This is a genomic window from Leisingera sp. SA215, from assembly GCF_055902035.1.
This window is the reverse complement of record NZ_JBVVXU010000001.1, coordinates 625,644-649,539: the sequence shown is the minus strand read 5'-3', so window position 1 is coordinate 649,539 and position 23,896 is coordinate 625,644. Positions and strand designations below refer to the sequence as shown.

24 protein-coding genes are annotated in these 23,896 nt (G+C 61.6%); 15 read left to right on the top strand and 9 right to left on the bottom strand.

Going from position 1 to position 23,896, the window contains the following annotated elements; translation table 11 throughout:
* The first annotated feature begins 71 nt into the window (after positions 1–71).
* The 3 genes from purM (at position 72) to rnd (ending at position 2,944) form a co-directional block, all read left to right on the top strand.
* A complete protein-coding gene (purM, locus tag AC0KW6_RS03075) occupies positions 72–1,118 on the top strand; it encodes a phosphoribosylformylglycinamidine cyclo-ligase (RefSeq protein ID WP_323783609.1) in 1,047 nt (348 codons plus the stop codon).
* The gene (gene purN, locus AC0KW6_RS03070) at positions 1,115–1,711 is read left to right on the top strand and encodes a phosphoribosylglycinamide formyltransferase (protein WP_474034038.1); all 597 of its coding nucleotides are present in this window, start codon (positions 1,115–1,117) and stop codon (positions 1,709–1,711) included. Before purM ends, purN begins: the two co-directional genes overlap by 4 nt.
* A 75-nt stretch (positions 1,712–1,786) precedes the next feature.
* Entirely contained in the window at positions 1,787–2,944 is a 1,158-nt protein-coding gene (rnd, locus tag AC0KW6_RS03065) for a ribonuclease D (RefSeq protein WP_323783613.1), read from the top strand.
* Between the two features lie 85 nt (positions 2,945–3,029).
* Here the strand turns inward: rnd and AC0KW6_RS03060 are convergent, their stop codons facing one another.
* Positions 3,030–3,542 (bottom strand): hypothetical protein, encoded by a 513-nt coding sequence (locus tag AC0KW6_RS03060; protein ID WP_323783615.1) that lies wholly within the window; start codon positions 3,540–3,542, stop codon positions 3,030–3,032.
* A 134-nt stretch (positions 3,543–3,676) separates the two neighbouring features.
* Here AC0KW6_RS03060 and AC0KW6_RS03055 point away from each other — a divergent pair, with 134 nt between their 5' ends.
* Positions 3,677–4,087: a SufE family protein gene (locus tag AC0KW6_RS03055; protein WP_024090359.1), complete on the top strand. Its 411-nt coding sequence runs from the start codon at positions 3,677–3,679 to the stop codon at positions 4,085–4,087.
* 63 nt (positions 4,088–4,150) lie between these two features.
* Here AC0KW6_RS03055 and AC0KW6_RS03050 read toward each other — a convergent pair whose 3' ends face one another.
* Entirely contained in the window at positions 4,151–4,861 is a 711-nt protein-coding gene (locus AC0KW6_RS03050; protein WP_474034037.1) for a DUF1638 domain-containing protein, read from the bottom strand.
* Between the two features lies 1 nt (position 4,862).
* Entirely contained in the window at positions 4,863–5,561 is a 699-nt protein-coding gene (locus AC0KW6_RS03045) for a corrinoid protein (protein ID WP_474034036.1), read from the bottom strand.
* Positions 5,562–5,783: 222 nt separating this feature from the next.
* On the opposite strand from AC0KW6_RS03045, the gene AC0KW6_RS03040 reads away from it, so the two are divergent.
* Together AC0KW6_RS03040 and AC0KW6_RS03035 are read left to right on the top strand one after the other, a co-directional pair.
* Positions 5,784–6,863, top strand: a complete 1,080-nt coding sequence (locus AC0KW6_RS03040) for a PA0069 family radical SAM protein (protein ID WP_323779186.1) — start codon at positions 5,784–5,786, stop codon at positions 6,861–6,863.
* Positions 6,864–6,936: 73 nt separating this feature from the next.
* A complete protein-coding gene (locus AC0KW6_RS03035) occupies positions 6,937–7,215 on the top strand; it encodes an acylphosphatase (RefSeq protein ID WP_323779188.1) in 279 nt (92 codons plus the stop codon).
* 187 nt (positions 7,216–7,402) lie between these two features.
* Here the strand turns inward: AC0KW6_RS03035 and bmt are convergent, their stop codons facing one another.
* Both bmt and AC0KW6_RS03025 read right to left on the bottom strand, forming a co-directional pair.
* The gene (bmt, locus tag AC0KW6_RS03030) at positions 7,403–8,422 is read right to left on the bottom strand and encodes a betaine--homocysteine S-methyltransferase (protein WP_474034034.1); all 1,020 of its coding nucleotides are present in this window, start codon (positions 8,420–8,422) and stop codon (positions 7,403–7,405) included.
* Positions 8,423–8,770: 348 nt separating this feature from the next.
* Positions 8,771–9,088, bottom strand: coding sequence for a DUF1476 domain-containing protein (locus AC0KW6_RS03025; RefSeq protein WP_474034033.1), 318 nt, complete (start codon positions 9,086–9,088; stop codon positions 8,771–8,773).
* Positions 9,089–9,326: 238 nt separating this feature from the next.
* Between AC0KW6_RS03025 and purC the strand changes: the two genes are divergently transcribed.
* From purC to AC0KW6_RS02995, 6 genes are all read left to right on the top strand, one after another.
* Positions 9,327–10,088, top strand: coding sequence for a phosphoribosylaminoimidazolesuccinocarboxamide synthase (gene purC, locus AC0KW6_RS03020; RefSeq protein ID WP_024090350.1), 762 nt, complete (start codon positions 9,327–9,329; stop codon positions 10,086–10,088).
* A gap of 107 nt (positions 10,089–10,195) precedes the next feature.
* The gene (purS, locus tag AC0KW6_RS03015; protein ID WP_323779194.1) at positions 10,196–10,426 is read left to right on the top strand and encodes a phosphoribosylformylglycinamidine synthase subunit PurS; all 231 of its coding nucleotides are present in this window, start codon (positions 10,196–10,198) and stop codon (positions 10,424–10,426) included.
* Complete coding sequence (gene purQ / locus AC0KW6_RS03010) at positions 10,426–11,094, top strand: phosphoribosylformylglycinamidine synthase subunit PurQ (RefSeq protein ID WP_474034031.1); 669 nt, start codon at positions 10,426–10,428, stop codon at positions 11,092–11,094. The genes purS and purQ overlap by 1 nt, the downstream gene beginning before the upstream one ends.
* A gap of 36 nt (positions 11,095–11,130) precedes the next feature.
* Positions 11,131–12,903, top strand: a complete 1,773-nt coding sequence (locus AC0KW6_RS03005; protein ID WP_323779197.1) for an ATP-binding protein — start codon at positions 11,131–11,133, stop codon at positions 12,901–12,903.
* 31 nt (positions 12,904–12,934) lie between these two features.
* A complete protein-coding gene (locus AC0KW6_RS03000) occupies positions 12,935–14,272 on the top strand; it encodes a sigma-54-dependent transcriptional regulator (RefSeq protein ID WP_024090346.1) in 1,338 nt (445 codons plus the stop codon).
* Positions 14,273–14,820: 548 nt separating this feature from the next.
* Positions 14,821–17,835: an Rne/Rng family ribonuclease gene (locus AC0KW6_RS02995; protein ID WP_323779201.1), complete on the top strand. Its 3,015-nt coding sequence runs from the start codon at positions 14,821–14,823 to the stop codon at positions 17,833–17,835.
* Positions 17,836–18,041: 206 nt separating this feature from the next.
* Here AC0KW6_RS02995 and AC0KW6_RS02990 read toward each other — a convergent pair whose 3' ends face one another.
* A complete protein-coding gene (locus tag AC0KW6_RS02990) occupies positions 18,042–18,275 on the bottom strand; it encodes a sulfurtransferase TusA family protein (protein WP_024090344.1) in 234 nt (77 codons plus the stop codon).
* A gap of 93 nt (positions 18,276–18,368) precedes the next feature.
* On the opposite strand from AC0KW6_RS02990, the gene AC0KW6_RS02985 reads away from it, so the two are divergent.
* From AC0KW6_RS02985 to AC0KW6_RS02975, 3 genes are all read left to right on the top strand, one after another.
* A complete protein-coding gene (locus AC0KW6_RS02985; RefSeq protein WP_323779208.1) occupies positions 18,369–19,121 on the top strand; it encodes a cytochrome c biogenesis CcdA family protein in 753 nt (250 codons plus the stop codon).
* Positions 19,122–19,231: 110 nt separating this feature from the next.
* Positions 19,232–20,482: a hypothetical protein gene (locus AC0KW6_RS02980; protein ID WP_474034030.1), complete on the top strand. Its 1,251-nt coding sequence runs from the start codon at positions 19,232–19,234 to the stop codon at positions 20,480–20,482.
* Positions 20,479–21,834: a cytochrome P450 gene (locus tag AC0KW6_RS02975; RefSeq protein WP_474034029.1), complete on the top strand. Its 1,356-nt coding sequence runs from the start codon at positions 20,479–20,481 to the stop codon at positions 21,832–21,834. Before AC0KW6_RS02980 ends, AC0KW6_RS02975 begins: the two co-directional genes overlap by 4 nt.
* Before the next feature lie 273 nt (positions 21,835–22,107).
* On the opposite strand, the gene AC0KW6_RS02970 is transcribed toward AC0KW6_RS02975, so the two are convergent.
* Genes AC0KW6_RS02970 through fumC form a run of 3 tightly spaced genes read right to left on the bottom strand, consistent with a single transcriptional unit; the run spans position 22,108 to position 23,893 of the window.
* The gene (locus AC0KW6_RS02970; RefSeq protein ID WP_474034028.1) at positions 22,108–22,326 is read right to left on the bottom strand and encodes a ribbon-helix-helix domain-containing protein; all 219 of its coding nucleotides are present in this window, start codon (positions 22,324–22,326) and stop codon (positions 22,108–22,110) included.
* Positions 22,323–22,499, bottom strand: a complete 177-nt coding sequence (locus AC0KW6_RS02965) for a DUF4169 family protein (RefSeq protein ID WP_323779210.1) — start codon at positions 22,497–22,499, stop codon at positions 22,323–22,325. The genes AC0KW6_RS02970 and AC0KW6_RS02965 overlap by 4 nt, the downstream gene beginning before the upstream one ends.
* Positions 22,499–23,893 carry a class II fumarate hydratase gene (gene fumC, locus AC0KW6_RS02960; protein ID WP_474034027.1) on the bottom strand — a complete coding sequence of 465 codons (1,395 nt, stop codon included), beginning with the start codon at positions 23,891–23,893 and terminating at the stop codon, positions 22,499–22,501. Before fumC ends, AC0KW6_RS02965 begins: the two co-directional genes overlap by 1 nt.
* Between the last annotated feature and the right edge of the window lie 3 nt (positions 23,894–23,896).

The window sequence follows — 23,896 nt, the reverse complement described above, 5'->3', positions numbered from 1 at the left end:
GCGGATTCCTTTGTTTCCTTCCGAGGCGCCTTGCGCTAAAGGCTGCGCAACCGATTTGAAGGAGCCAAGTGATGACCAGCGGCAAGAACGGCTTGACCTATGCAGACGCAGGTGTGGACATTGATGCGGGCAACGCCTTGGTTGACCGGATTAAGCCGGCTGCCAAGCGCACCAACCGCTCCGGCGTGGTGAGCGGGCTGGGCGGGTTTGGTGCGCTGTTCGACCTGAAAGCCGCCGGCTACAACGACCCGATCCTGGTAGGCGCCACCGATGGTGTCGGCACCAAGCTGCGGATAGCCATCGACACCGGCGTGGTGGACGGTGTTGGCATCGACCTGGTTGCAATGTGCGTCAACGACCTGGTCTGCCAAGGCGCTGAGCCTCTGTTTTTCCTTGACTATTTCGCCACCGGCAAGCTGGAGTCCGAAACCGCCGCCCGCATCATAGAGGGCATCGCCGAGGGCTGCGTCCGCTCCGGCTGCGCGTTGATCGGCGGTGAGACGGCTGAGATGCCGGGCATGTACCCGGAAGGCGATTTCGACCTTGCAGGCTTTGCCGTTGGCGCGATGGAGCGCGGCACGGCACTGCCGGAAGGCGTGCAGGAGGGCGATGTGCTGTTGGGGCTGGCGTCTGACGGCGTGCATTCAAACGGCTATTCTCTGGTACGCAAGCTGGTGGAGGTCTCGGGGCTTGGCTGGGATGCCGATTGCCCTTTCGGTGATGGATCGCTGGGCGAAGCATTGCTGACCCCGACCCGTCTCTATGTCAAACAGTGCCTTGCCGCGGTACGGGCAGGCGGCGTTCATGCGCTGGCCCATATCACCGGCGGCGGACTGACCGAGAACCTGCCGCGGGTGCTGCCCGGGGACCTGGGCGCCGATATCGACCTGAATTCCTGGGACCTGCCGCCGGTATTCAAATGGATGGCAGATACCGGCAGCATAGCTGAAGCCGAGATGCTCAAAACATTCAACTGCGGGATCGGCATGATCCTGTCGGTCTCTGCTGACCGCGCAGATGCGCTGGCCGGGTTGCTGGAAGCAGAGGGTGAGACCGTTGCGCGTCTGGGCGCAGTTACCGCAGGTGCCGGCATGCGTTATTCCGGCAAGCTGCTGTGAGCCGGAAAAAGGTCGCAATCCTGATTTCCGGCGGCGGCTCTAATATGGTGTCGCTTCTGGAGAGCATGACCGGCGACCACCCGGCACGGCCATGTCTGGTCTTGTCCAACAATGCCGGTGCCGGCGGGCTGGCCAAGGCAGCCGCTGCTGGCGTTGCCACTACTGTGGTGGACCACCGTCCCTTTGCTGGCGACCGTGAAGCGTTTGAAGCAGAGCTGGCGAAACCGGTTATCGAGGCCGGTGCCGACATTGTCTGCCTCGCTGGTTTCATGCGGGTGCTGACTGCGGGTTTCGTGTCGCTGTTCGAGGGCCGGATGCTGAACATCCATCCCTCGCTGCTGCCGAAGTACAAGGGGCTTCATACTCACGCCCGCGCGCTGGAGGCCGGTGACGGCGAACACGGCTGCACCGTGCATGAGGTGACACCGCGCTTGGATGACGGCCCCATTCTGGGTCAGGCACGGGTGCGGGTGCTGGAAAACGACACGCCGGATACGCTGGCGGCCCGGGTGCTGGTGCAGGAGCATCTTCTTTACCCGGCAGTGCTGCGCCGCTTCGCGGCGGGTGACAATACGCTGGTTCAGCTGGGCTGAGGTCCGGCTGATTGCATTGCCTGGGACAAGCGCGTATCACGTCCCGGCCCACATGAGATTGAAAAGCCGGAATTTATGAAAACTCTGACCACCACCGAAGACCTGCAGGCCTTTTGCGAAACCGCCGCACAGTATCCTTATGTCACGGTGGATACCGAGTTTTTGCGGGAACGGACCTATTATTCCAAGCTTTGCCTGATCCAGCTGGCCTTTGCGGGGGATGGTGAGAACGATGCGGTTCTGGTTGACCCGCTGGCCGACGGCATCTCGCTGGAGCCCCTTTATACGCTGTTTCGCGATGAGAACGTGGTCAAAGTGTTCCACGCTGCCCGCCAGGATCTGGAAATCTTCTGGGTTGACGCAGGCGTCTTCCCCAAGCCGCTGTTCGACACCCAGGTGGCGGCGATGGTCTGTGGCTTTGGCGATCAGGCAGGCTATGAAACCCTGGTGCGCAAGATCGTCAAACAGGGTGTCGATAAGACGTCGCGTTTTACCGACTGGTCGCGCCGGCCGTTAAGCGAGGCGCAAAAGACCTATGCGCTGGCCGATGTGACCCATCTGCGCAATATTTACGAGTTCTTGGCCGCTGAACTGGAAAAGAGCGGCCGGTCGCATTGGGTGGCCGAGGAGTTGCAGGTTTTGACCGATCCGGCGACCTATGACATTCAGCCCGAAGATGCGTGGAAACGGGTCAAAACCCGGACCTCTTCGGGTAAGTTTCTGGCCGTGGTGCGTGAATTGGCCGCCTTCCGCGAAACCTATGCGCAAACCAACAATGTGCCGCGCAACCGGGTGTTCAAGGATGATGCGCTGGTCGAGCTTGCTTCGACCAAGCCGCGCAACCCTGGCGATCTGGGCGGCTCCCGCCTGCTGCTGCGCGAGGCGCGCAAGGGCGCAATTGCCGAAGGTATCCTGGCGGCCGTGGCCAAGGGGGCAGACTGCCCGCCCGAAGACCAGCCCCGGATGGACCGCAGCAAGGAAAAGCAGCAAGTGAATCCGGCGCTGGCGGATCTGTTGCGGGTGCTGCTGAAGGCCAAGACCGAAGCAGAGGGGGTGGCGGCCAAGCTGATCGCCCCCAGCGCGGACCTGGACGCGATTGCGGCGGGCCTGCGCGATGTCCCGGCCCTCAGCGGCTGGCGCCGCGAAGTGTTTGGCGCCGATGCCCTGCGGCTTTGCGAGGGCAAGATCGGCCTCGCAGCCAAAGGCCAGGCGGTTCAGGTGGTGGAGCTGTAAGACGCCTCGGCCGCTGCCAACAGCAGGCACATAGAAAAACGCCCGCAACGATTGCGGGCGTTTTCCTTTTTAAGCGGTCATGGGGTTAGCGGCGGCGGCTTTCGCGGGCATTTTCCGCGCCATTCACACGCACTGTGCGGATGCCGGCCAGATCCTGATTCGTAACTGTGCGGGCGGCATGGATAGTGCGGCTGGACTCGCTGCCGGTTGGCGTGCCATCCTCTGGATAGACAATCCGGAAATCGAAGCTCAGGACGCCTTCATCATTGTCTTCGACCGGCCGCAGAACAACATCATAGGCGCCCTGACGGGCAGCGACGGCAGTTGCATAGATGATGGCGCCGGATGCGGTGCGTTCTATCCGCATACCGGTCACGTGACTGACCAGGACGGAGGTGTCCTTGGGCTCGGGGCGGGCAAAGAGGCCACGGGCGTTGCTTTCTTGCGGCAGCAGCGGGTTGCTGTTTCCCGGTGCTGGCGCTTCGGCGGGCGCGGAGCTGCCAAACCAGTTGGACGGGTTGATCCGCGACTGTTTCCAGCCGCCGCAGCCTGCCAGCATCAGCGCGCAGGCCAATGTAAGAGCCAATGGTTTGTGCATCTGTCCCCGCCCATTCAAAATGTCTTTGCAAGGGATTACCCCATTGGCGGAAGCTTGAAAAGCGGTTGAAATGGGGCGGGCAGGGGCTTAGGTGCTGAACTGCCCCCGGAAACGGATTTTGAGGATAACGGACGATGGCCACTGCCGCCTTTGAAGAGATCGTGGAAGACTTCGAGTTCATGGAGGACTGGGAAGACCGTTACCGCCATGTCATCGATCTGGGCAAGGCGATGCGGCCGCTGGATGACGCGCTGAAAGTGCCTGCAACCAAGGTCGACGGCTGCGCCAGCCAGGTCTGGCTGCATGCCACGGTTGAAGACGGGGAATTCCGGTTTGACGGTGACAGCGATGCGATGATTGTGCGGGGACTGATTGCCGTGCTGCGCTGCTTGTACAATGGTTTGGGCCTCAAGGATGTAGTTGCCGTGGATGCCAGGGCGGAACTGGGACGGCTTGGGCTGAACGAACATTTGTCTTCGCAACGCTCGAACGGGTTGCGGTCGATGATCGAGCGGATCCGCGAAACCGCGATGGCGCAGGCCTGAGGCCGGCCGGGCGAGGGGGCGGCCCCTCGCGCTCCCCGGAGTATTTCTTGAAAGATGAAGGGCCTACTTGGCCCAGTTGGAAATCGCGGTTTCCAGATCGCCGTAGCCGGTGTGGCGGTGCTCAAACTCCAGCCCCATGCGGTCTGCGCAGTCGCGGGCTTTTTCCACCAGCTTGGGGTCGCTGATCTGCGACTGGTATATCAGTTTGGTGTAATTGCCGAACACCATGTCCCGCAGTTCCGGGTGCTTGTCGAGCCCCATCGGGCGCCAGACAAAGGCATCGAATTGCTTGACCAGGAAGTCGGTCAGGTAAAAGGCGGTGATTTCACCCGCATCGGTACGGGCCGCAAAGGCGTCGTTGCCCTCAAAAAAGGAATAGCAATGCGGGCCTGCGACCATTTCCACGCCGAGTTCCGTGCATTTGCGCTCTAGCGCGCCGCCTGTTCCGCAGTCTGCATAGATTACATAAATCTTGTCATATGTGGTTGAGTATTTGGCCACGGCGCCGTCGACGGCATCTATAATCTGATCCGGGTAGAGGTGCAGTTTTGCGGGCAGGCAGGTGAGGTCGATGTGATCCAGCCCGTTTTTCGCCTTGATATCAAGGATTTCACGCGCAAGCGCACCGCAGGCGATCAGCAGGATACGGCCGGTCTTTTTCTCAGGGGCGGCGAGCCCCTGTTCGGTGAGGGAGCTTTCCTCAAGCGTCCGCCCGGTCGGAGGGCGGAAGGCAGCCCGCTCGGTCAAGCGGGCTGCGCGTCCTTTGCGTGCCAAATCAGGCGCTTATCGAGTTGTGCTTGCGCGCCACCATATCCTTGGCCATTTCAACGGCCACGGCGGCATCGCGGCAATAGCCGTCGGCGCCGATTGCTTTGCCGAACTCTTCGTTCAGCGGCGCGCCGCCAACCAGCACGATGTAGTCATCTCGCAGGCCTTGCTCGACCATGGTGTCGATCACCACCTTCATGTAAGGCATGGTCGTGGTCAGAAGGGCCGACATGCCGAGGATGTCCGGCTTGTGCTCTCCCAGGGCTTCCAGGTAGTTCTCGACCGGGTTGTTGATCCCCAGATCGACCACTTCAAAGCCGGCGCCTTCCATCATCATCGAAACCAGGTTTTTACCGATGTCATGGATGTCGCCCTTGACGGTGCCGATAACCATCGATCCGATCTGAGGGGCGCCGGTTGCAGCCAGCAGCGGTTTAAGAATGGCCATGCCGCCCTTCATTGCGTTGGCGGCCAGCAGAACCTCGGGGACAAACAGGATGCCGTCGCGGAAGTCGGCGCCAACGATGGTCATGCCGCCAACCAAGGCCTTGGTCAGAACGTCATAAGGTGCCCAGTCGCGGGACAGTAGAATGCCAACGCCTTCTTCGATTTCCTCTTTGAGACCGTCATAGAGGTCGTCAAACATCTGCTGAACAAGTTCCTCGTCATCGAGTTCCGAGAGGATGATGTCTTCTTCGTCCGACATGCGCCTAATCCTTGCTGACGGGGGTGTCCCCGGTGTTGGCCTGTTTCAGGGGCTTTTGTGACAGAATACAGCCGGTGAACTGCATTATTTGCGACATTGCCGCTGTTCTAACCGACGTATAGAGACAAATTCGGCGCAATAATAATGAAGAATTCACATGGAAATCTTCGAAATTTCCAGTTTGTTCTTTATTTGTTCCCTCGCGGTGGATATGTTGCGCACATGCCGCAGGAAATCACCCAACATGCCACGCGACGCAAAGGGCGTGCTAGCCTCAGCAATGCGACGGGGCGGTTCGATCTGGACCGCAGCAAGGTGGATGACGGCTGGTTTCAGGAGCCGGATCCGGAGGTGATTCCCACCGAAGTACGGCTAGAGTCTGCGCGGTCGCTGATCAGTTACAACCGGTCGCCGGATTTGCCGTTCGACCGGTCCATCAACCCTTATCGCGGATGCGAGCATGGTTGCATCTATTGTTTTGCGCGGCCCAGCCATGCCTTTCTTGGCCTGTCGCCGGGGCTGGATTTTGAAACCCGGCTGGTCGCACGCCCCAATGCGGCCGCGGTGCTGCGCAAGGAACTGTTGGCGCCGCGTTACAAGGTGGCCGTGCTGGCGCTTGGCACCAACACCGACCCTTACCAGCCGTGCGAGCGGGACCATCGCATCACCCGCGGCTGCCTGGAGGTTCTGCGGGATTTCAACCATCCTGTGGCGATCGTCACCAAGGGAGCGATGGTGGAGCGGGACCTGGATATTCTGACTCCGATGGCGGCCAAAGGGCTGGTGCGGGTGGGGATTTCCCTCACCTCGCTGGACCCTGACCTGTCCCGCCGGATGGAGCCGCGGGCGCCTTTGCCGGCCAGGCGGCTGGCTGCGGTCCGGCGGTTGACGCAGGCGGGCGTGCCGGTGCGGGTGATGACCTCCCCGGTCGTGCCGGGGCTGACCGACCATGAGCTGGAAGCGCTACTGGCGGCCGGGGCGGAAGCGGGCGCTGATGCAGCCAGCTGGATCATGCTGCGGTTGCCGCGGGAGGTGTCGGAGCTGTGGCAGGAATGGCTGGCCGGAAATGAGCCGGGCCGTGCGGCCAAGGTGATGGCGATGCTGCGGGAAATGCATGGCGGGCGCGATTATGATCCGCGCTGGGGCCACCGGATGCGGGGTGAGGGGCGTTACGCCGAGATGATCGCCCAGCGGTTCAAGGCAGCCTGCAAGCGGCTGGGCCTGCAAGAGCGGACGGAGCCGCTGCGCAGCGATCTGTTTGCCCGCCCGCCGCAGCCGGGCGATCAGCTGGCGTTGTTTTGATCCAATCTTCCACAGCCGGAGCAGTGGTTTTGTGCTATGCTGGGGCCGTATCTGAGGGAAAGGAAGGTGGGCTATGACGTCTGTCGCTGTGAAAGCACGGGTCACTGGACGTGTGCAGGGCGTGGCCTTCCGCACCTGGGCCAGGGCGGAAGCGGTGCGGCACGGGCTGTCCGGCTGGATCCGCAATGAGCCTGACGGTTCGGTGCGGGCCCTGCTGATGGGGCCGGCCGCCAGCGTTGCCGATATGGTGCGCAGAATGGGGCGCGGCCCCGGTGCCGCCTCGGTCAAGGATGTCCTGACGGAGCGGACCGATCCCGAACCGGGGATCAGCGGTTTCAGGATTGTCGGCTAGGCCGGGCTGGCGAGCCGGTCTGAACACAGGACTGCAGACCGGCGCTGGCAAACTGCCGCCGGGCGGCGGAGCACATGGCTCTGAGAGGGCGGGCGGAAGACACCGAGGGGGCTGGGACACGAATGAAATACGGCGCCGCATAATGGCATGCGGCGCCGTTATTTCAGGGGGGGGGCAATTGCCGCCTTCAGGCGCGGCGGCGGCGGCGGGAGCGGCGCTCGCCACCCGTGTTTGCATCATCGCCGGTGCCGTCGCCGTCGGAGGTGAAGGGGCCCAGCACGTCGACGATCTGTTCAAGCGCCGGACGGTCACCGCGCGGGCGGCTGTCGAGCGCCGCACGCATGTGGCGCAGGTGTTCGGGCATGGTGCCGCAGCAGCCGCCGATAATCCTGGCGCCCGCGTCGCGGGCCATGACCGCGTATTCGCCCATCAGCTCGGGCGTGCCATCGTAATGGATGTGGCCGTCGACATATTTCGGAATGCCGGCATTGCCCTTGGAGATGATCGGACGCTCGGTGCCTTGTGCGGCAAAGCCGAGAACGGTGCGAAGAATGTCGGAGGCGCCGGTGCCGCAATTGGCACCGAAAGCCAGCGGCGCATTGTCGAATTCCTCCACCAGCTGGGCAAGGTCAGCAGAGGTGACCCCCATCATGGTGCGGCCTGCAGTGTCAAAGCTCATGGTGCCGCACCACGGCATATCCGCCAGTTTGAATGCATCAGCCGCGGCGCGGAATTCCTCCGGCGCGGAAATGGTTTCCAGCCACAAGACGTCGGCGCCGCCCTCTTTCAGGGCATCCGCCTGCTCGTGGAACATCTCGACCGCCAAAGCATGGGACATGTCGCCAACAGGTTCAAAAATTTCCCCTGTTGGGCCGACAGAGCCAGCCACCGCGATCTTGCGTTCCGTCTTGTCGGCCACCTCGCGGCCAAGTTCGGCGGCGACGCGGTTCAACTCGCGCACGCGCCCCTGGGCGTCATGCAGTTTCAGCCGGGCGGCGGTGCCGCCGAAACTGTTGGTCAGGAACAGGTCGCTGCCCGCATCAACCGAGCCCTTGTACAGCGCCAGAATCTTCTGCGGTTCGTCGACGTTCCACAGTTCCGGCGCATCGCCGGCCTGCAGGCCCATAGCGAACAGATTGGTGCCGGTTGCACCATCCGCCAGCAGGGCGTCGTTGGTTTCCAGCAGCTGTTTGAAAGTGTTTGTCATCAGTTTAATCCCGTTTCAGCAGGGCGTCAGGGCGTCAGGGCGTCAGGGCGTCAGGGCGTCAGGGCGTCAGGGCGTCAGGGCGTCAGGGCGTCAGGGCGTCAGGGCGTCAGGGCGGCAAATCGGTCTGTAACCCCTGTGTCATGCCGGGCGGGTAAGGGCAATTTCATTTTCTTCATCTTCATTATGAGTGCGCCCCGCGCCAGCCGGTCATGCAGCACACTATGCCCGGCGCATTCACGGGGCAGTGCAGGCTGGCTGAAGCGGCAGCAGAAGGACTGCGATACCGGTGGGCACCGCGGCGGGAAGCGGGCAGAAAGCACCGGGCAGGCTTGGCGGCCGGCCCGGTGATCAGCCGGATTGGCTCAGAATTTCTTCTTGCGCCCGCGGCATCATTTCCAGCAGTTTGCTGCGGATCTGGGTTTCGCTTGCCCGCTGTCCCAGGTCGCCGGTCAGTTTGCGCACGATATCCTCATGGCCTGCTTCCTCAAGATCGGCAGCGACAACGGACTGGGCGTAATCATGGGCGGATGAGCCGCTTTTCCCCAACAGTTCTGCCGCCCATAGGCCGACCAGTTTGTTGCACCGCGCACGGGCTTTGAACTGCATTTCCTCATCATGCGCGAATTTGGCCTCAAACGCCTGTTCGCGTTCGTCAAATGTAGTCATGACTGATCCTCATAAACCGTTTGCACCTGTCTAATGATAGGAGCATGATCGTTGCCGAGGGCAAGAAGAAACTGTTTTTGATAAAGCCTTTGTGCCTGCTGCTAGGCGGGCGGGCTGCTGGTGCCGGCAGCCGCCAGGGCGCGAGCCCGTGCAGCAAGCTTGCGGCTGAGGTCCCCTTGCACTATGAGAGCGGCACATCGCAGGGCCGGATTCCCGGCATTGACCCGAAAGGCTCCCAATGGCGCGTCGCAAGAAAATCTACGAAGGCAAGGCCAAGACACTGTATGAAGGCCCCGAACCGGGCACCATCGTCCAGTACTTCAAAGACGACGCCACCGCATTTAATGCTGAAAAGCACGACGTGATCGAGGGCAAGGGCGTTCTGAACAACATCCTGAGCGAGTTTTTCATGCTGGGCCTGGGGCAGATCGGTGTGCCGACTCATTTCCTGAAGCGATTGAACATGCGCGAGCAGCTGGTGCGCAGCTGCGAAATCGTGCCGTTGGAAGTGATTGTGCGTAACTATGCTGCAGGCTCGATCTCCAAGCGCCTGGGCATCGACGAGGGCACCCAGCTGCCGCGCCCGATTGTGGAATACTGCTATAAGGACGATGGCCTGGGCGATCCGCTGGTCACCGAAGAACACATCGCTGCCTTCGGCTGGGCCAGCCAGCAGGACATGGACGACATCCTGAGCCTGGCGCTGCGGGTGAACGACTTCCTGTCCGGCGTGTTCCTGGCCGTCGGCATCCGCCTGGTCGATTTCAAGATCGAGATCGGCCGCGTTTACGAGGGCGACTTCCAGCGTCTGGTGATCGCGGACGAGATCAGCCCTGACAGCTGCCGCCTTTGGGACGTGAAAACTGGCCAGAAGCTGGACAAGGACGTGTTCCGCCGCGACCTGGGAAGCCTGACGGACGCCTATAGCGAAGTGGCGCGCCGTCTGGGGGTGATGCCGAACAACCCGCCGGCGCCGGGCAAGCCGACACTGGTGAACTGAACCGCAGAACAGAATGTGTCGCGTCCGGTGCACGGGCGGGATTTGAATATATTGCAAAGAAGAAGCCTGGATGGGGCTTCGCCATCGAAAACCTGAGGGATGATGCGATGAAGGCACGGGTGCATGTGATGCTGAAGAACGGGGTTCTGGATCCGCAGGGCGAGGCCGTGCGCCACGCACTGGGGGCTTTGGGCTTTGACAAGGTCGAAGGCGTGCGTCAGGGCAAGGTGATTGATCTGGATCTGGCCAAGGGTGCAACCGAGGCTGACGTGACCGCAATGTGCGAAAAACTGCTGGCCAACACTGTGATCGAATCCTACAGCATTGAGCTGCAGTGATGAAGGCGGCGGTAGTAGTCTTCCCGGGTTCGAACTGCGACCGCGATCTTGCGGTGGCGTTTGAGCAGGCCGGATTCGACGTGTCGATGGTCTGGCACAAGGACAGCGCACTGCCCGAAGGGATTGATATTGTCGGCGTGCCCGGCGGCTTCTCCTACGGCGACTATCTGCGCTGCGGTGCTATCGCGGCGCAATCGCCGATCTGCAAGGCAGTGATCGAACATGCCGATCGCGGCGGCTATGCCATTGGAGTCTGCAACGGTTTCCAGATCCTGACTGAAACCGGCGTGCTGCCGGGGGCGCTGCTGCGCAACGCAGGCTTGAAATACATTTGCCGCACCGTGGACCTTAAGGTGGCGACGTCTGAGAGTGTCTTTACTCAAGGGTACAGCGCGGGTGACGTGATCGGGGTGCCGATTGCCCATCATGACGGCAATTATTTTGCTGATGCAGAGACCGTGAGGGCGTTGCAGGATCAGGACCGGGTGGCCTTCACCTATGCGGACAACCCCAATGGTTCGGTTGCCGATATCGCCGGTATTCTGTCGGAAAACCGCCGTGTTCTGGGCATGATGCCGCACCCGGAGCGGGCTGCGGATGAAGGGCATGGCGGCACCGATGGTGCGGCAGTGTTCCGCGCATTGGCGGGCATGGTCACTGCGGCGTGACTTGAGGAAGCGGGGCGGCCGCAATAGGTATAGTTTATGACCGCCCTGCGCTCAGATGTGACCAAACCCAAGCGGAAGACCGGCTCGCGCACGATTTCCTGGCGTGCGCGGCTGTCACTTGTGCTGTTCATGCTGGCGGCGGCTGCCACCGTGTGGACCACCAACCGGGCGTTGACCCACCGCTTTACTGAAAGCACCCGCAACCGGGCCGAGCTGCGGCTGGCGCTGTACTCCGGCAACCTGCTGAGCGAACTGCGTCAGCATGCGATTGTGCCGCAGCTTCTGGCGCGCGACCAGACCTTGATTTCGGCCCTGCAGTCCAATGACTTTTCCCTGTCTACGCAGAGGCTTATCTCCTTTGTGGATGAAATCGGCGCGGCTTCGATCATGCTGCTGGCGCAGGATGGCCGCACCGTGGCTGCAACCGACCGCAACCGGCTGGGCGGGAGCCATCGCAATGCCGCCTATTTTGTCGATGCGATCCGGGCCAAGTCGACAGTCTTCTCGGTGATCCCGCGGGAAGTGGGCGGTTACCGTTTTACGTATTCCCGGCGGATGATCGATGCCACGGGCGTGCTCGGCGCTATTGTGGTTGAAGTTGATCTGCAAAAGTTTGAACGCGCCTGGGCTGGGATATCCGATGCTGTGCTGGTGACTGACAGCACTGGAAACATCATTCTTGCCACCGAGGCGCGCTGGCGCGGGCTTAAGGAAGGCGATGCGCTGACCCTGCAGACGCCCGAAGGCGCCATCCAGCGGGCGATCCGGGCCACCACAGACTGGACCGTGCTGCCGCCGGACGCCTATTTGCAGGGCGAGGCAGTGATGCGGCTGGAGACTCGGGTGCCGTTCCAGGGCTGGCGGATGGCGTCCTTCACCACCTATTCCTCGGTGCGCGAGCGGGTTAACGCGGTGCTTGCGCTGGAAATTATGGGATTCGCCATCTTGCTGGCGCTGGCCTTTTATGCGTTGAGCCGGAAAACAGCGCTGCGTATGGCCTTGTTCCAGCGCGAGTCGGCAGAGCTTCGCGTATTGAATGCGCGCCTGCAGCGGGAAATTGCCGAGCGGGAACGGATGCAAAAGACCCTTGCCGTGGCTGAACAGAGCCTTGCGCAGAGCTCGAAACTGGCGGCCTTGGGTGAAATGTCGGCGGCTGTCAGCCATGAGCTGAACCAACCGCTGGCGGCGATGAAAACCTATCTGGCCGGTGCCCGGCTGCTGCTAAAACGGAACCGTCCGGACGAGGCGCTGGCCTCCTTTGGCCGGATTGATGATCTGATAGAACGGATGGGCGCGATCACCCGCCAGCTGAAATCCTACGCGCGCAAGGGCGGCGATACGTTCAGCCCTGTAAACGTGGGCGATGCGCTGGCCTCCAGCCTGTCGATGATGGAGCCGCAGCTGCGGCAGCGGCATGTGAAAATCACCCGGATTTTGCCCGAAGAACCTGTTATGGTGATGGGCGACCGGATGCGGCTGGAACAGGTGATGGTCAACCTCTTGCGCAACGCGCTGGACGCCACCAAATCTGTGGCGGAGCCTGAGGTGGAAATCCTGCTGGCCGCAGGTGAGACGGCGACGCTGTCTGTGCGCGACAATGGGGTGGGGATCAGCGGCTTCGATAAATTGTTCGAGCCGTTCTACACCACCAAGCAGCCTGGTGACGGGGTTGGTTTGGGGCTTGCCATCTCCTCGGGGATCGTCAACGACCTTGGGGGACGGCTGACCGCCCGCAACGGCCAGAACGGCGGTGCGGTCTTTGAGATGCAATTGCCGGTCCTGGTGGACGGCATCGAGGCTGCGGAATAAGGCAGCCGATGTAGATTAGGAGTGAACGCGCATGGCTCAGGCTATGAAGATCGCGATCGTAGACGACGAACAGGATATGCGGCAGTCGATCAGCCAGTGGCTGGCATTGTCCGGATATGACACCGAGACTTTCTCAAGCGCTGAAGAGGCGCTGAAGGTGCTGGGTCCGGATTATCCCGGCATCGTGATTTCCGACATAAAGATGCCGGGCATGGACGGGATGCAGTTCCTGAAAAAGCTGATGGGCAGCGATTCTGCGCTGCCGGTGATCATGATCACCGGCCATGGCGATGTGCCGATGGCGGTTGAGGCAATGCGGGTCGGCGCCTTCGACTTTCTGGAGAAGCCCTTTAACCCGGACCGCATGTCGGAACTGGCCAAGCGCGCCACCGGTGCCCGCCGTCTGACGCTGGACAACCGGGCGCTGCGCCGCGAGCTGTCGGATGGCGGCCAGATCATGAAGAAGTTGATCGGCCAAAGCCCGGTGATGGAGCGCCTGCGGGAGGATATCCTGGATCTGGGCCAGGCCGACGGTCATGTGCTGATCGATGGCGAGACCGGCACCGGCAAGACGCTGGTGGCGCATGCGCTGCACGCGGTTGGCAGCCGCGCGGGCAAGAAATTCGTGCTGATTTCTTGTGCTGCCTTGGAAGAGGAAGCGCTTGCCAAGCGCCTGTTCGGCCCGATGCAGCCGGAAGACAGCATGCTGCCCGCGGTCGAGGAAGCCCGCGGCGGCACTTTGGTGCTGGAAGATATCGACGCGCTGTCAGAAACATTGCAGGCCAAGCTGCTGAGCGTCATCAACGAGCAGGGCACGCCGGCAGAGACCCGGATCATCGCAATTTCGAACCTGCAGGAAGCGGGCAAGACCTGCGAAGACGCGCTGCGCCCGGATCTGTTCTATCGGCTGGCGGCGCTGCGTATCACCGTGCCGCCGTTGCGCCAGCGCGGCGAGGACATCCTCACGCTGTTCACCCGCCTCAGCGAACAATTCTCCGAGGAATATGGTTGCGAGGCGCCGCAGGTCAGCGCCCAGGAGGCGGCACAGCTGCTGCAGGCGCCCTGGCCGGGCAACGTGCGCCAGCTGATAAACATTGCTGAACGCGCGGTGCTGCAGTCACGCCGCGGCTCTGGCACCATTGCATCGCTGCTGATGTCCGATCACGAGGAAATGCAGCCGGTGATGACCACCGAAGGCAAGCCGTTGAAGGAATATGTGGAAGCCTTTGAACGGATGCTGATCGACAACACCATGCGCCGCCACAAGGGCTCGATCGCCAGCGTGATGGACGAGCTATGCCTGCCGCGCCGGACCCTGAATGAGAAGATGGCTAAATACGGCCTGCAGCGGTCGGATTACCTGGCCTGAGTTCAACAGTGCCTGCGATACCGGAACTGTCGTAGAAATTCGGTGGCGATCTGAAAAATCACTAGAAATGAACAGCTTGCCTGTTAAGGGCGGGCTGTATTCATTTTCAGGTCCTGTGGTGACGAATGGCCATTGTCATTACCTATCCACAGGCCTTATGCTGACACAACGGGCCGGAAACCGGCAAGTGGCTTCCCCCGTTCTGATGAGTTTCGCTGGCTCCAGCTTTTGTCCGGCACGATCCGAGAAAACTGCAGCCAGACCGATTGGCCCCTTAAGCTTTAGGGGGCAGTTTAGCGCCCGAACCGGAATTGCAGCCGGTACAGGGATAATGTGGCAGGGACGGGCAGCGCCCGCCTGCCGGAGAAGAACCGCGATGACGCGCGCGAGAGCGAAAAGCACTGAGGCAGGAAGGCCGGGCATTGTCTCCGGGACCACCTGCTGCACCGCGCCGTCCGAGATCGCCCTGACAAGACATCACCCGAAACGCGCGCGGCCGCCTGGAAGCAGGGGCTTGCGGGCGCACAGGGCAGATGCACCAAGGACAAATGGCCAAGAAAATGCTGATCGACGCCACCCACGCGGAAGAAACCCGCGTTGTGGTGGTGGATGGGAACAAAGTTGAGGAATTCGACTTTGAATCCGAAAACAAGCGCCAGCTTGCTGGCAATATATACCTCGCAAAAGTAACCCGCGTCGAGCCGTCGCTGCAGGCGGCTTTCGTAGACTATGGCGGCAACCGTCATGGTTTCCTGGCGTTCTCCGAAATCCATCCGGACTATTACCAGATTCCCGTCGCCGACCGTGAGGCGCTGATGGAGGAGGAGCGCGCGTATGCAGAGGCGATGCGCGCCCGCGACGACGAAGAAGACGAAAAGCCGGCCAAACCCAAGCGGTCGCGCCGTTCTAAATCTGCGGCTAAGGCTGCCAAGGCCACTTCTGATGATGCGGTGGAAACCAAGGAGGTTGAGGCCTCTGAGGAGAAGGCCGCCGAAATCGCCGGAATGGAGACCATCGATCTGAGCGACAGCGCTGAGGTTGCAGATGATCTGGCAGAAGTGCCAGAAGGGTCGTCGCCAGTGGATCATGTCGCGGAAACGCCGGTTGAAGAGCCGGAAGACGACGATGCCTCTGCTCCCGAAGCGGCCGAAGACGATGTGTCCGCTGAGACTGCTGGCGAAGAAGCACCTGCGGAAGCGGCGGCCGAGGCGGTCTCCACTGACGACGCGCATGCAGCAGCCGAGGCTGAACCAGTTTTGGAAGCCGCAGAGGACGATGCAGAAACCGCTGAGCAAGAGGCCGCGGCAGCCAAGGCCGAAACTGCGGACGGCGATGAGAGCGACGAAGACGCAGGCGAAACCGGCCGTGCCGACGCGACCTCCAAAGATGACAGTATCGAATCCGTCGCGGATGAGGACGACAGCGAAGACATCCGTCCGCCGCGCAAGCCGCGCCCGCGCCGTTACAAAATCCAGGAAGTTATCAAAGTCCGCCAGGTCCTGCTGGTGCAGGTCGTCAAGGAAGAGCGCGGCAACAAGGGCGCTGCCCTGACCACCTATCTGTCGCTGGCCGGCCGTTACTGTGTGTTGATGCCCAACACCGCCCGCGGCGGCGGGATCTCCCGCAAAATCACCAACGCTGCCGACCGTAAAAAGCTAAAAGATATCGCAACTGAACTGGACGTGCCGACCGGCGCGGGCCTGATCGTGCGAACTGCCGGTGCCAAACGCACCAAATCCGAGATCAAGCGCGACTATGAATACCTGCAGCGGATGTGGGAACAGATCCGCGAGCTGACGCTGAAATCCATCGCGCCGGCCAAGATCTACGAAGAAGGCGACCTGATCAAACGTTCGATCCGAGACCTTTACAGCCGCGAGATCGACGAAGTTCTGGTCGAGGGCGAGCGGGGCTATCGCATCGCCAAGGACTTCATGAAAATGATCATGCCGTCCCATGCCAAGAACGTGAAAAACTATCAGGAAGGGCTGCCGCTGTTTGCCCGTTTCCAGGTGGAAAGCTACCTGGCTGGGATGTTCAACCCGACCGTGCAGCTGAAATCCGGCGGCTACATCGTAATCGGCGTGACCGAGGCGCTGGTAGCGATCGACGTGAACTCGGGCCGGGCCACCAAACAGGGCTCGATTGAGGAAACTGCGCTTAACACCAACCTGGAGGCGGCTGAAGAAGTTGCCCGTCAGCTGCGTCTGCGCGACCTCGCCGGCCTGATCGTGATCGATTTCATCGACATGGACGAGCGCAAGAACAACGCCGCCGTCGAAAAGCGCATGAAGGACAAGCTGAAGACCGACCGTGCCCGCATTCAGGTGGGCCGGATTTCGGGTTTCGGTCTGATGGAAATGTCGCGTCAGCGCCTGCGCCCCGGCATGATCGAGGCGACGACCGCTCCGTGCCCGCATTGCCACGGCACCGGGCTGATCCGCTCGGACGACTCGATGGCGCTGTCGATCCTGCGCCAGATCGAGGAAGAGGGCACCCGCCGCCGCTCCCGCGAAGTGCTGGTGCGCTGCCCGGTGTCCATCGCCAACTTCCTGATGAATCAGAAACGCGAGCATATTGCCCAGATCGAGGCGCGTTACGGCCTGTCCGTGCGGATCGAGGGCGACCCGCATCTGGTCAGCCCGGATTTTGTGCTGGAGAAATTCAAAACCGCTTCGCGGGTGGTGCCTGCCGCAACTGCTCCGGTGGTATCGGTTGACACTTCGATCATGGACCAGGTGGACGCCGAAGAAGCCAGCCAGGATGAGGAAGAAGCGCCGGCTGCCGTTGAGGAGGCTGCAAACACCGCCGACGATGCTGCGCAGGACGATAAGCCCAAGCGCAAGCGCCGCCGCCGCCGCCGCCGGAAATCCGGCAGCGGAGAGCAAGGCCAGGCTGACGATAACGGCGATGAGGCCTCTGATGAGCCGGAGCAGCAGGATGACTCAGCTGAGCCTGCAGAAGTTGCCGCCGAAGGAGAAGGCGCTGCCGCAGAAGAGGTGAAGGAAAAGAAACCTTCCCGCAGCCGCACCCGTACCCGGTCGCGCAAGCCGAAGGCCAAACCGGCCGAGGCAGAGACCGCGGAAGAGACGCCTGCCGCTGCGGAGACTGCCGAAGCCTCCGTTCAGGACGCTCCGGCCGCGGCTGAAGCTGAGAACGCCCCTGCAGCGGAGACCGTTGCGCAAGCGCCGGCTGAAGCCGCCGCAGAAAGCGTATCAGTCGCTGCTGCCGCGGATGCTGAACCTGCCGCGGACAATCTTGCTGAAGCCGAAGGTGCCGCTCCTGCAGAGCTCGCCGCTGCTGAAGGTGACGCTGCACCGGTAAAACCGGATGCTGCTGAAACCGAAGTTGCATCGGCGGAAGAACCTGTAGAGACAGTACCAGACGCAGCTGCCGAGGCGTCGGCGGAACAGTCTGCTGCAGAAGAAGCCGCACAGCCGGAACCGGCGCCTTCGAAAGAGGAGAAACAGCGGGAACCCGCGATGGCGGTTGCTGCTGCTGACCCGGAACCGGAAGCACCGCCCAAACCAAAACGCCGCGGCTGGTGGTCAGTGGGCAGCTGATTGAAAAATAGAATCTAGAGGGAGAGGCAGGCCGCAGCGCCTGCCTTTCTTTTTGGCGGAAATGAAACCGATTGCTATGCTGCTGCTGTCGCTGCAGGGAAACGGTTCCCGGCGCAGAAAACGGTCCGGAGTGCACGTGTTTTCCGGGCTGGAATTCGGGTCGAACTCTGCCGCACTCAGGCCTAGGGGGCAGAGAGCTTACGGCCCTAGCCGCCTTTGCGGATCAAATAGATCTGATGGCCCGCACCTTCGCTGTGACCGACAAACTCATGGCCTGCTTCATTGCAGAAATGCGGCACGTCAATTACCGCTGCCGGATCATCCGCCAGAAGTTGAAGCACATGGCCGGGCTGCAGCGATTTAAGCCGTTTGCGGGCCTTCAGGACGGGCAGGGGGCACAGCAGCCCGATGGCGTCCAATGTCTCTTTGATCTCGGTCATGGTTTTGAGATAAGCGGGATGTTTCATCCTGTCCACAAGGATGTGACCAGCTTGCCCCGTGACGTTGGTCAATTGCTGGCATATGAGTTGGACATGTTTGGAATCGAGATCATTGACGCAGGGTTGCTCCCTGCCATGCTGGTGGCGCTGCTAGGCGGCGTGATCAGTTTTCTGTCGCCCTGCGTTCTGCCGATCGTGCCGCCGTACCTAGCCTACATGAGCGGCGTCACCATCGGCGAGATGCAAGGCACTTCAGCTGCCCGGCGCAAGGCAGTCATTGCTGCGCTGTTCTTTGTCATGGGGCTGTCCACGGTGTTTCTGCTGCTCGGGTTCACCGCCTCGGCGTTTGGCGCATTTGTGCTGCAAAATCAGGAGCTTTTCGCGCAAGTCTCAGGCGTTGTCGTGATCATATTCGGCCTCCATTTCCTGTCCGTTTTCCGCATTCCGCTGCTAGACCGCGAGGCGCGGATGGAAGCGGGTGAATCCGGTGGTTCCGCGTTGGGCGCGTATGTCCTGGGGCTGGCATTTGCCTTTGGCTGGACACCCTGCATCGGGCCGCAGCTGGGCGCGATCCTGTCGTTGGCCGCTTCTGAGGCTTCCGTCAGCCGCGGCACAATCCTGCTCGGCGTTTATGCCGCAGGTCTGGGCATTCCCTTCCTGCTGGCGGCGATGTTCCTCAACCGCTCAATGACGCTGATGAACAAGATGAAGCGGCACATGGGGATGATTGAAAAGGTGATGGGCGGGCTGCTGCTGGTTGTCGGCATTATGCTGGTCACCGGGCTGTTCACCACTTTCTCATGGTGGCTGCTGGAAACATTCCCGGCACTGGCAACGCTGGGCTGAGAGCGGAAGCATCAGGGGCCTCGGGGCCCCTTTTTCTTTGTCATCCCGGGCCTTACTCTTGCCGGAATGCACTGCTAGTCTGGCGGCTGAACAATGATGCAGGCCAGGGCGTGACACAGCAGGAGCACGGTCAACAGCGGGTGCGCAAGCGGCGGGTATTCTACATACCCGGCTATGATCCGATTCATCCGCGGCGTTACCGCGAGCTGTACCGCAAGGAAGGCACGGCGCAGGCGGAGATTTCCGGCTACAGCCTGACCCTGTCGCCCAAGCAGACCAAAGGCCCCTTCGGCTGGCACGTGGTGTCCGGGATGAACGGTGTGCAGACCGAAGCCGATATCGAGGTTCTGGTCTGGTCCGACATCGTGCGCGGCAGCATGGAGGCCACGATCCCCGCAACCTATTGGCAACTGCTGCGCACCGCCTGGATCTACATCTCCACCGGCGCACTGCTGCGGCTGATGCGGCTGCGCAAGGGGCCGGTGATTGCCGCGCTTTACCCGGTTGGGATGCTGCTGCTGCAGGCGGTTTTGGCGCTGCTGCTGGCCTGGGGCGTTGCGTATGTCTTCGGGTCGGTGGACGCATCTGCCGGCCTTTCCGGTCCGGCGGCGCCGGCCATTGGCTGGGGTTTGGGCCTTGCTGCCGGTTACGCGCTGTTGCGCTGGTTCAAGAAGCGGGACGGAAAGTTGTTTGCCTATTACCTGATGCACGATTATGCCCATTCCGCGGCCTGCCGCGGCGCTATCGCGCCGGAAATGGATGTCCGGATGGGCGAATTCCGGGTGCTGATTTCGAACGCTTTGCAAGATCCGGACCTGGACGAGGTGCTGGTGGCAGGCCATTCCTCGGGCGCGCATGTCGGTGTGTCCGTACTGGCGGACCTGATCCGCGCGGGACTGCCCGCTAACAGCCCGGCACTGGGGTTTCTGACCTTGGGGCAGGTCGTGCCGATGGTGTCGTTTCTGCCGCGGGCGGAGCGTTTGCGGGCAGATCTGCAGTATCTGTCCCAGCGGCACGAGCTGGCCTGGGTCGATGTCACTGCACCCGGTGACGGCTGCGCCTTTGCGCTGTGCGACCCGGTGTCAGTCAGCGGTGTCGCAGCAGCGGGCAAGCGTTGGCCGCTGGTATTTTCCGCCGCCTTCACCCAGACCCTCAGCCCGGAACGGTGGCAACAGCTGCGCTGGAGGTTTTTCCGGCTGCACTTCCAGTATCTCTGCGCTTTCGACCAGCCAGGCGACTATGACTACTTCCGCATAACCGCCGGGCCGCTGACGCTTGCCGCGCGTTATAAGGACCGCAAACCGTCGCAGTCCCGTATCGATACAGCAGTGTCCAAATTCACTTCGGTGGCCGCTGAATGACCGAAATTCTGCCGCCGAAACCGCCCGCGCGTCCGGACCGCGTTTCGTTCTGGCGCTATTTGAAGCTGTTTCGTCAGGATATACTCTCGGCCCAGCCTGCGCGGTTGTACCGTGCCTGGATGGCTGAGTTCCGCACACCGTTTTTCCGCTCTTTCCTGGTCAACCAGCCGGATCTGGTGAAAACCCTGCTTAAGGAACGCCCGGATGATTTTCCCAAGTCGGACCGCATTGCGGAGGGGCTGAAGCCTTTGCTGGGCAATTCGGTGTTTCTGACCAATGGCGAGACCTGGAAGCGGCAGCGGCGGATCATCGACCCGGCCTTTGAAGGCGGGCGGCTGAAAGACACGTATCCGGCGATGCGCGCCGCGGCGGAAGCGGCAGTGGCCCGGCTGAAAGGGCGGCAGGGAGCTGTCGAGATCGAGGAGGAGATGTCCCATGCGGCGGCGGATGTGATTTTCCGCACGCTGTTTTCGATCCCGATCGAACATGAGGTGGCAGGGCAGGTTTTCAGCCGTTTCCGGGACTACCAGCGCAGCCAGCCGCTGTTGAACCTGGCGGCTTTTGTGCCATTGCCGCGCTGGATGCCGCGGTTTTTCCGCCGAGGCACCCGCCGGAACGCTGAAGTGATCCGGGGCCTGATTGCACAGCTGACTTGCGAACGTATGAATGCAATCCGCGCAGGCACGGCGCCAGATGACCTGGCGACCAAGATCATGACCACTCGCGACCCGGAAACCGGTAGCACCTTCGACACTGCCGAGATGGTGGATCAAGTGGCCATCTTCTTTCTGGCGGGGCATGAAACCAGCGCCTCGGCACTGGCCTGGGCGATGTATATGATGGCGCTTTATCCTGAATGGCAGGAGAAAGTGGCAGTAGAAGCCGCGGTGCTGGAGGATGAAAGCTTTGCCGCGGTTTCGAAGCTGAAAATCAGCCGGGATGTCTTTCGCGAAACGCTGCGGCTCTACCCTCCGGTGCCGATGATGGTGCGCCAGGCAGCATGCCCGGAACAATTCCGCAATCGCAATGTGCCCAAGGGGGCGCAAATGGTGCTGAGCCCCTGGCATTTGCACCGGCATGAGCGGCTGTGGGAGAATCCGGACAGGTTCGATCCGGCGCGTTGGCGGACGGAGAACGGCAGGCAATGCCAGCGGGAGGCTTATATTCCGTTTTCAGCCGGGGCAAGGGTTTGCACCGGGGCAGGGTTTGCCATGGTAGAAGGGCCGCTGATCCTGTCGATGATCCTGCGTCAGTTCCGCATTACACCGGTGGCGGGCAAGGTTCCGGTGCCGGTAGCGCATCTGACGGTGCGGTCAAAATACGGTATCTGTATCCGCCTGACGGCAAGGTAGCCAAAAGAATTCGAATTTTCTTCAGAAAATTATGCGTACCGGTTCCCGGTTGCAGAAAATCACAACTTGGCCTGCGTTTTCGACCGCATGGAAGCCGCGCCGGTGCAATTCCAGCTGGAACTGCTCCCAGCCTACCAGACGCTCTATGTCGCACTTCTTACGCCGGACCACATTGCCTTTTGCGGCCGCTTGCGAGTTGAAAGATCTGCTGGATCCAGGCGTCGGGTGAAAGTTGAACTGGGACAGACATGCTTTCCGCTTGCCTGTGCGTGATTAACGCGCCCTCAACCGCCGCAGCACGAACAGGCGGATTGCGGATGCCAGCCCGCAGTCCTCGCCGCGGATTTCATCAATCTCCGCCGCCAAGTCGTTGATTGCTCGTTGGTCTTCCGCGGCGATCTCGCGGAAAGCATCCCAGAATTCATCCTCCAGCGACACCGAGGTGCGGTGCCCGCGCAAGGTCAGGGAATGCTTCTTGGGACGGGAATTCATTCGTCGCGCTTGTGCTCGTCCAGGCGTTTGATCTTTTGGGCATTGCGTGCCTTGTCCAGATCTTTTTCCGCCTTGCTCCGTCCGAAGGCAGCAGCGTTCTGGTCAGCGCGGGCCTTTTTCCCGGCCCGCGCCTTTTCTTTCCTGTACCGGTTCAGATTGACCGGCTTGCCCATCAGTCCTTGGGCCCGATCATCTGCTCAGGCCGCACAACCGCGTCAAAGGTGGCCGCATCCACAAACCCAAGCGCAATCGCTTCTTCCTTCAGCGTGGTGCCGTTCTTGTGTGCGGTCTTGGCGACCTTGGTGGCATTGTCGTAACCGATGGTCGGGGCCAAAGCCGTCACCAGCATCAGCGACTCCTTCATCAGCTTGTCGATGCGCGGTTCATTGGCCTCGATGCCGTTCAGCATCCGTTCGGTAAAACTGTCCGCCGCATCGCCCAGCAGCTGGATCGACTGCAGCAGGTTGTAGGACATCATCGGGTTGTAGACGTTCAGCTCGAAGTGGCCCTGCGAGCCTGCAAACTTGATCGCCGCGTCATTGCCCATCACATGCGCCGCCACCTGGGTCAGCGCCTCAGCCTGGGTCGGGTTGACCTTGCCTGGCATGATCGATGAGCCTGGTTCGTTCTCCGGCAGGATCAGCTCGCCCAGGCCGGAGCGCGGGCCGGAGCCGAGGAAGCGGATGTCATTGGCGATCTTATAGCAGCTCCCGGCGATGGTCGCGAGCGCTCCGGACAGGAACACCATGGCGTCATGGGCGGCCAGTGCTTCGAACTTGTTGGGGGCGGTGACAAAGGGCAGGCCGGTAATCTCTGCCATGTTGGCGGCAACTTTCTCGCCCCAGCCTTTCTGGGTGTTCAGCCCGGTGCCAACCGCGGTACCGCCCTGGGCCAGTTCATAGATGCCGGGCATCGCCGCTTCGACCCGCGCCAGACCCTGACGGATCTGATGCGCATAACCGCCAAATTCCTGGCCCAGCGTCAGCGGGGTGGCGTCCTGGGTATGGGTGCGGCCGATTTTGATGATGTCCTTGAACGCCTCGGCTTTGGCCTCCAGCCCTTCGGCCAGTTTGGTCAGGCCGGGCACCAGCACATCGCGCACGCTCATCGCGGTGGCGATATGCATGGCGGTGGGGAATGTGTCGTTCGAGGACTGGCCCATGTTGCAGTGATCGTTTGGGTGCACCGGGTCCTTGGAACCGATGACGCCGCCCAGGATCTCGATCGCGCGGTTGGCGATAACCTCGTTGGAGTTCATGTTGGACTGGGTGCCGGAACCGGTCTGCCAGACCACCAGCGGAAAGTTGTCGTCGAACTTGCCGGCAACAACTTCGCTGGCGGCCTGGATCACGGCATCACCGATCCTTGCATCCAGCTTGCCCGACTCCTTGTTGGCCATGGCGCAGGCCTGCTTGATCACCCCCAGCGCGCGCACAATGGCGACAGGCTGCTTTTCCCAGCCGATCGGGAAGTTCATGATGGAACGCTGGGTCTGCGCGCCCCAGTATTTGTCTGCGGGGACCTCAAGCGGGCCAAAGCTGTCGGTTTCGGTGCGGGTTTCGGACATCCG

Excerpts from the sequence above, each read along its gene's own strand:
- AC0KW6_RS03040 (WP_323779186.1), top strand. The coding sequence starts at position 5,784 with ATGCCGCAGGAAATCACCCAACATGCCACGCGACGCAAAGGGCGTGCT.
- purS (WP_323779194.1), top strand. The coding sequence starts at position 10,196 with ATGAAGGCACGGGTGCATGTGATGCTGAAGAACGGGGTTCTGGATCCG.
- AC0KW6_RS03025 (WP_474034033.1), bottom strand. The coding sequence starts at position 9,088 with ATGACTACATTTGACGAACGCGAACAGGCGTTTGAGGCCAAATTCGCG.
- AC0KW6_RS02995 (WP_323779201.1), top strand. The coding sequence starts at position 14,821 with ATGGCCAAGAAAATGCTGATCGACGCCACCCACGCGGAAGAAACCCGC.
- AC0KW6_RS02970 (WP_474034028.1), bottom strand. The coding sequence starts at position 22,326 with ATGAATTCCCGTCCCAAGAAGCATTCCCTGACCTTGCGCGGGCACCGC.
- AC0KW6_RS03055 (WP_024090359.1), top strand. The coding sequence starts at position 3,677 with ATGGCCACTGCCGCCTTTGAAGAGATCGTGGAAGACTTCGAGTTCATG.
- purC (WP_024090350.1), top strand. The coding sequence starts at position 9,327 with ATGGCGCGTCGCAAGAAAATCTACGAAGGCAAGGCCAAGACACTGTAT.
- purM (WP_323783609.1), top strand. The coding sequence starts at position 72 with ATGACCAGCGGCAAGAACGGCTTGACCTATGCAGACGCAGGTGTGGAC.
- bmt (WP_474034034.1), bottom strand. The coding sequence starts at position 8,422 with ATGACAAACACTTTCAAACAGCTGCTGGAAACCAACGACGCCCTGCTG.
- purQ (WP_474034031.1), top strand. The coding sequence starts at position 10,426 with ATGAAGGCGGCGGTAGTAGTCTTCCCGGGTTCGAACTGCGACCGCGAT.
- AC0KW6_RS02985 (WP_323779208.1), top strand. The coding sequence starts at position 18,369 with ATGTTTGGAATCGAGATCATTGACGCAGGGTTGCTCCCTGCCATGCTG.
- AC0KW6_RS02965 (WP_323779210.1), bottom strand. The coding sequence starts at position 22,499 with ATGGGCAAGCCGGTCAATCTGAACCGGTACAGGAAAGAAAAGGCGCGG.
- AC0KW6_RS02975 (WP_474034029.1), top strand. The coding sequence starts at position 20,479 with ATGACCGAAATTCTGCCGCCGAAACCGCCCGCGCGTCCGGACCGCGTT.
- fumC (WP_474034027.1), bottom strand. The coding sequence starts at position 23,893 with ATGTCCGAAACCCGCACCGAAACCGACAGCTTTGGCCCGCTTGAGGTC.
- AC0KW6_RS03035 (WP_323779188.1), top strand. The coding sequence starts at position 6,937 with ATGACGTCTGTCGCTGTGAAAGCACGGGTCACTGGACGTGTGCAGGGC.
- AC0KW6_RS03045 (WP_474034036.1), bottom strand. The coding sequence starts at position 5,561 with ATGTCGGACGAAGAAGACATCATCCTCTCGGAACTCGATGACGAGGAA.
- AC0KW6_RS03060 (WP_323783615.1), bottom strand. The coding sequence starts at position 3,542 with ATGCACAAACCATTGGCTCTTACATTGGCCTGCGCGCTGATGCTGGCA.
- rnd (WP_323783613.1), top strand. The coding sequence starts at position 1,787 with ATGAAAACTCTGACCACCACCGAAGACCTGCAGGCCTTTTGCGAAACC.
- AC0KW6_RS02990 (WP_024090344.1), bottom strand. The coding sequence starts at position 18,275 with ATGACCGAGATCAAAGAGACATTGGACGCCATCGGGCTGCTGTGCCCC.
- AC0KW6_RS03005 (WP_323779197.1), top strand. The coding sequence starts at position 11,131 with ATGACCGCCCTGCGCTCAGATGTGACCAAACCCAAGCGGAAGACCGGC.
- AC0KW6_RS03000 (WP_024090346.1), top strand. The coding sequence starts at position 12,935 with ATGGCTCAGGCTATGAAGATCGCGATCGTAGACGACGAACAGGATATG.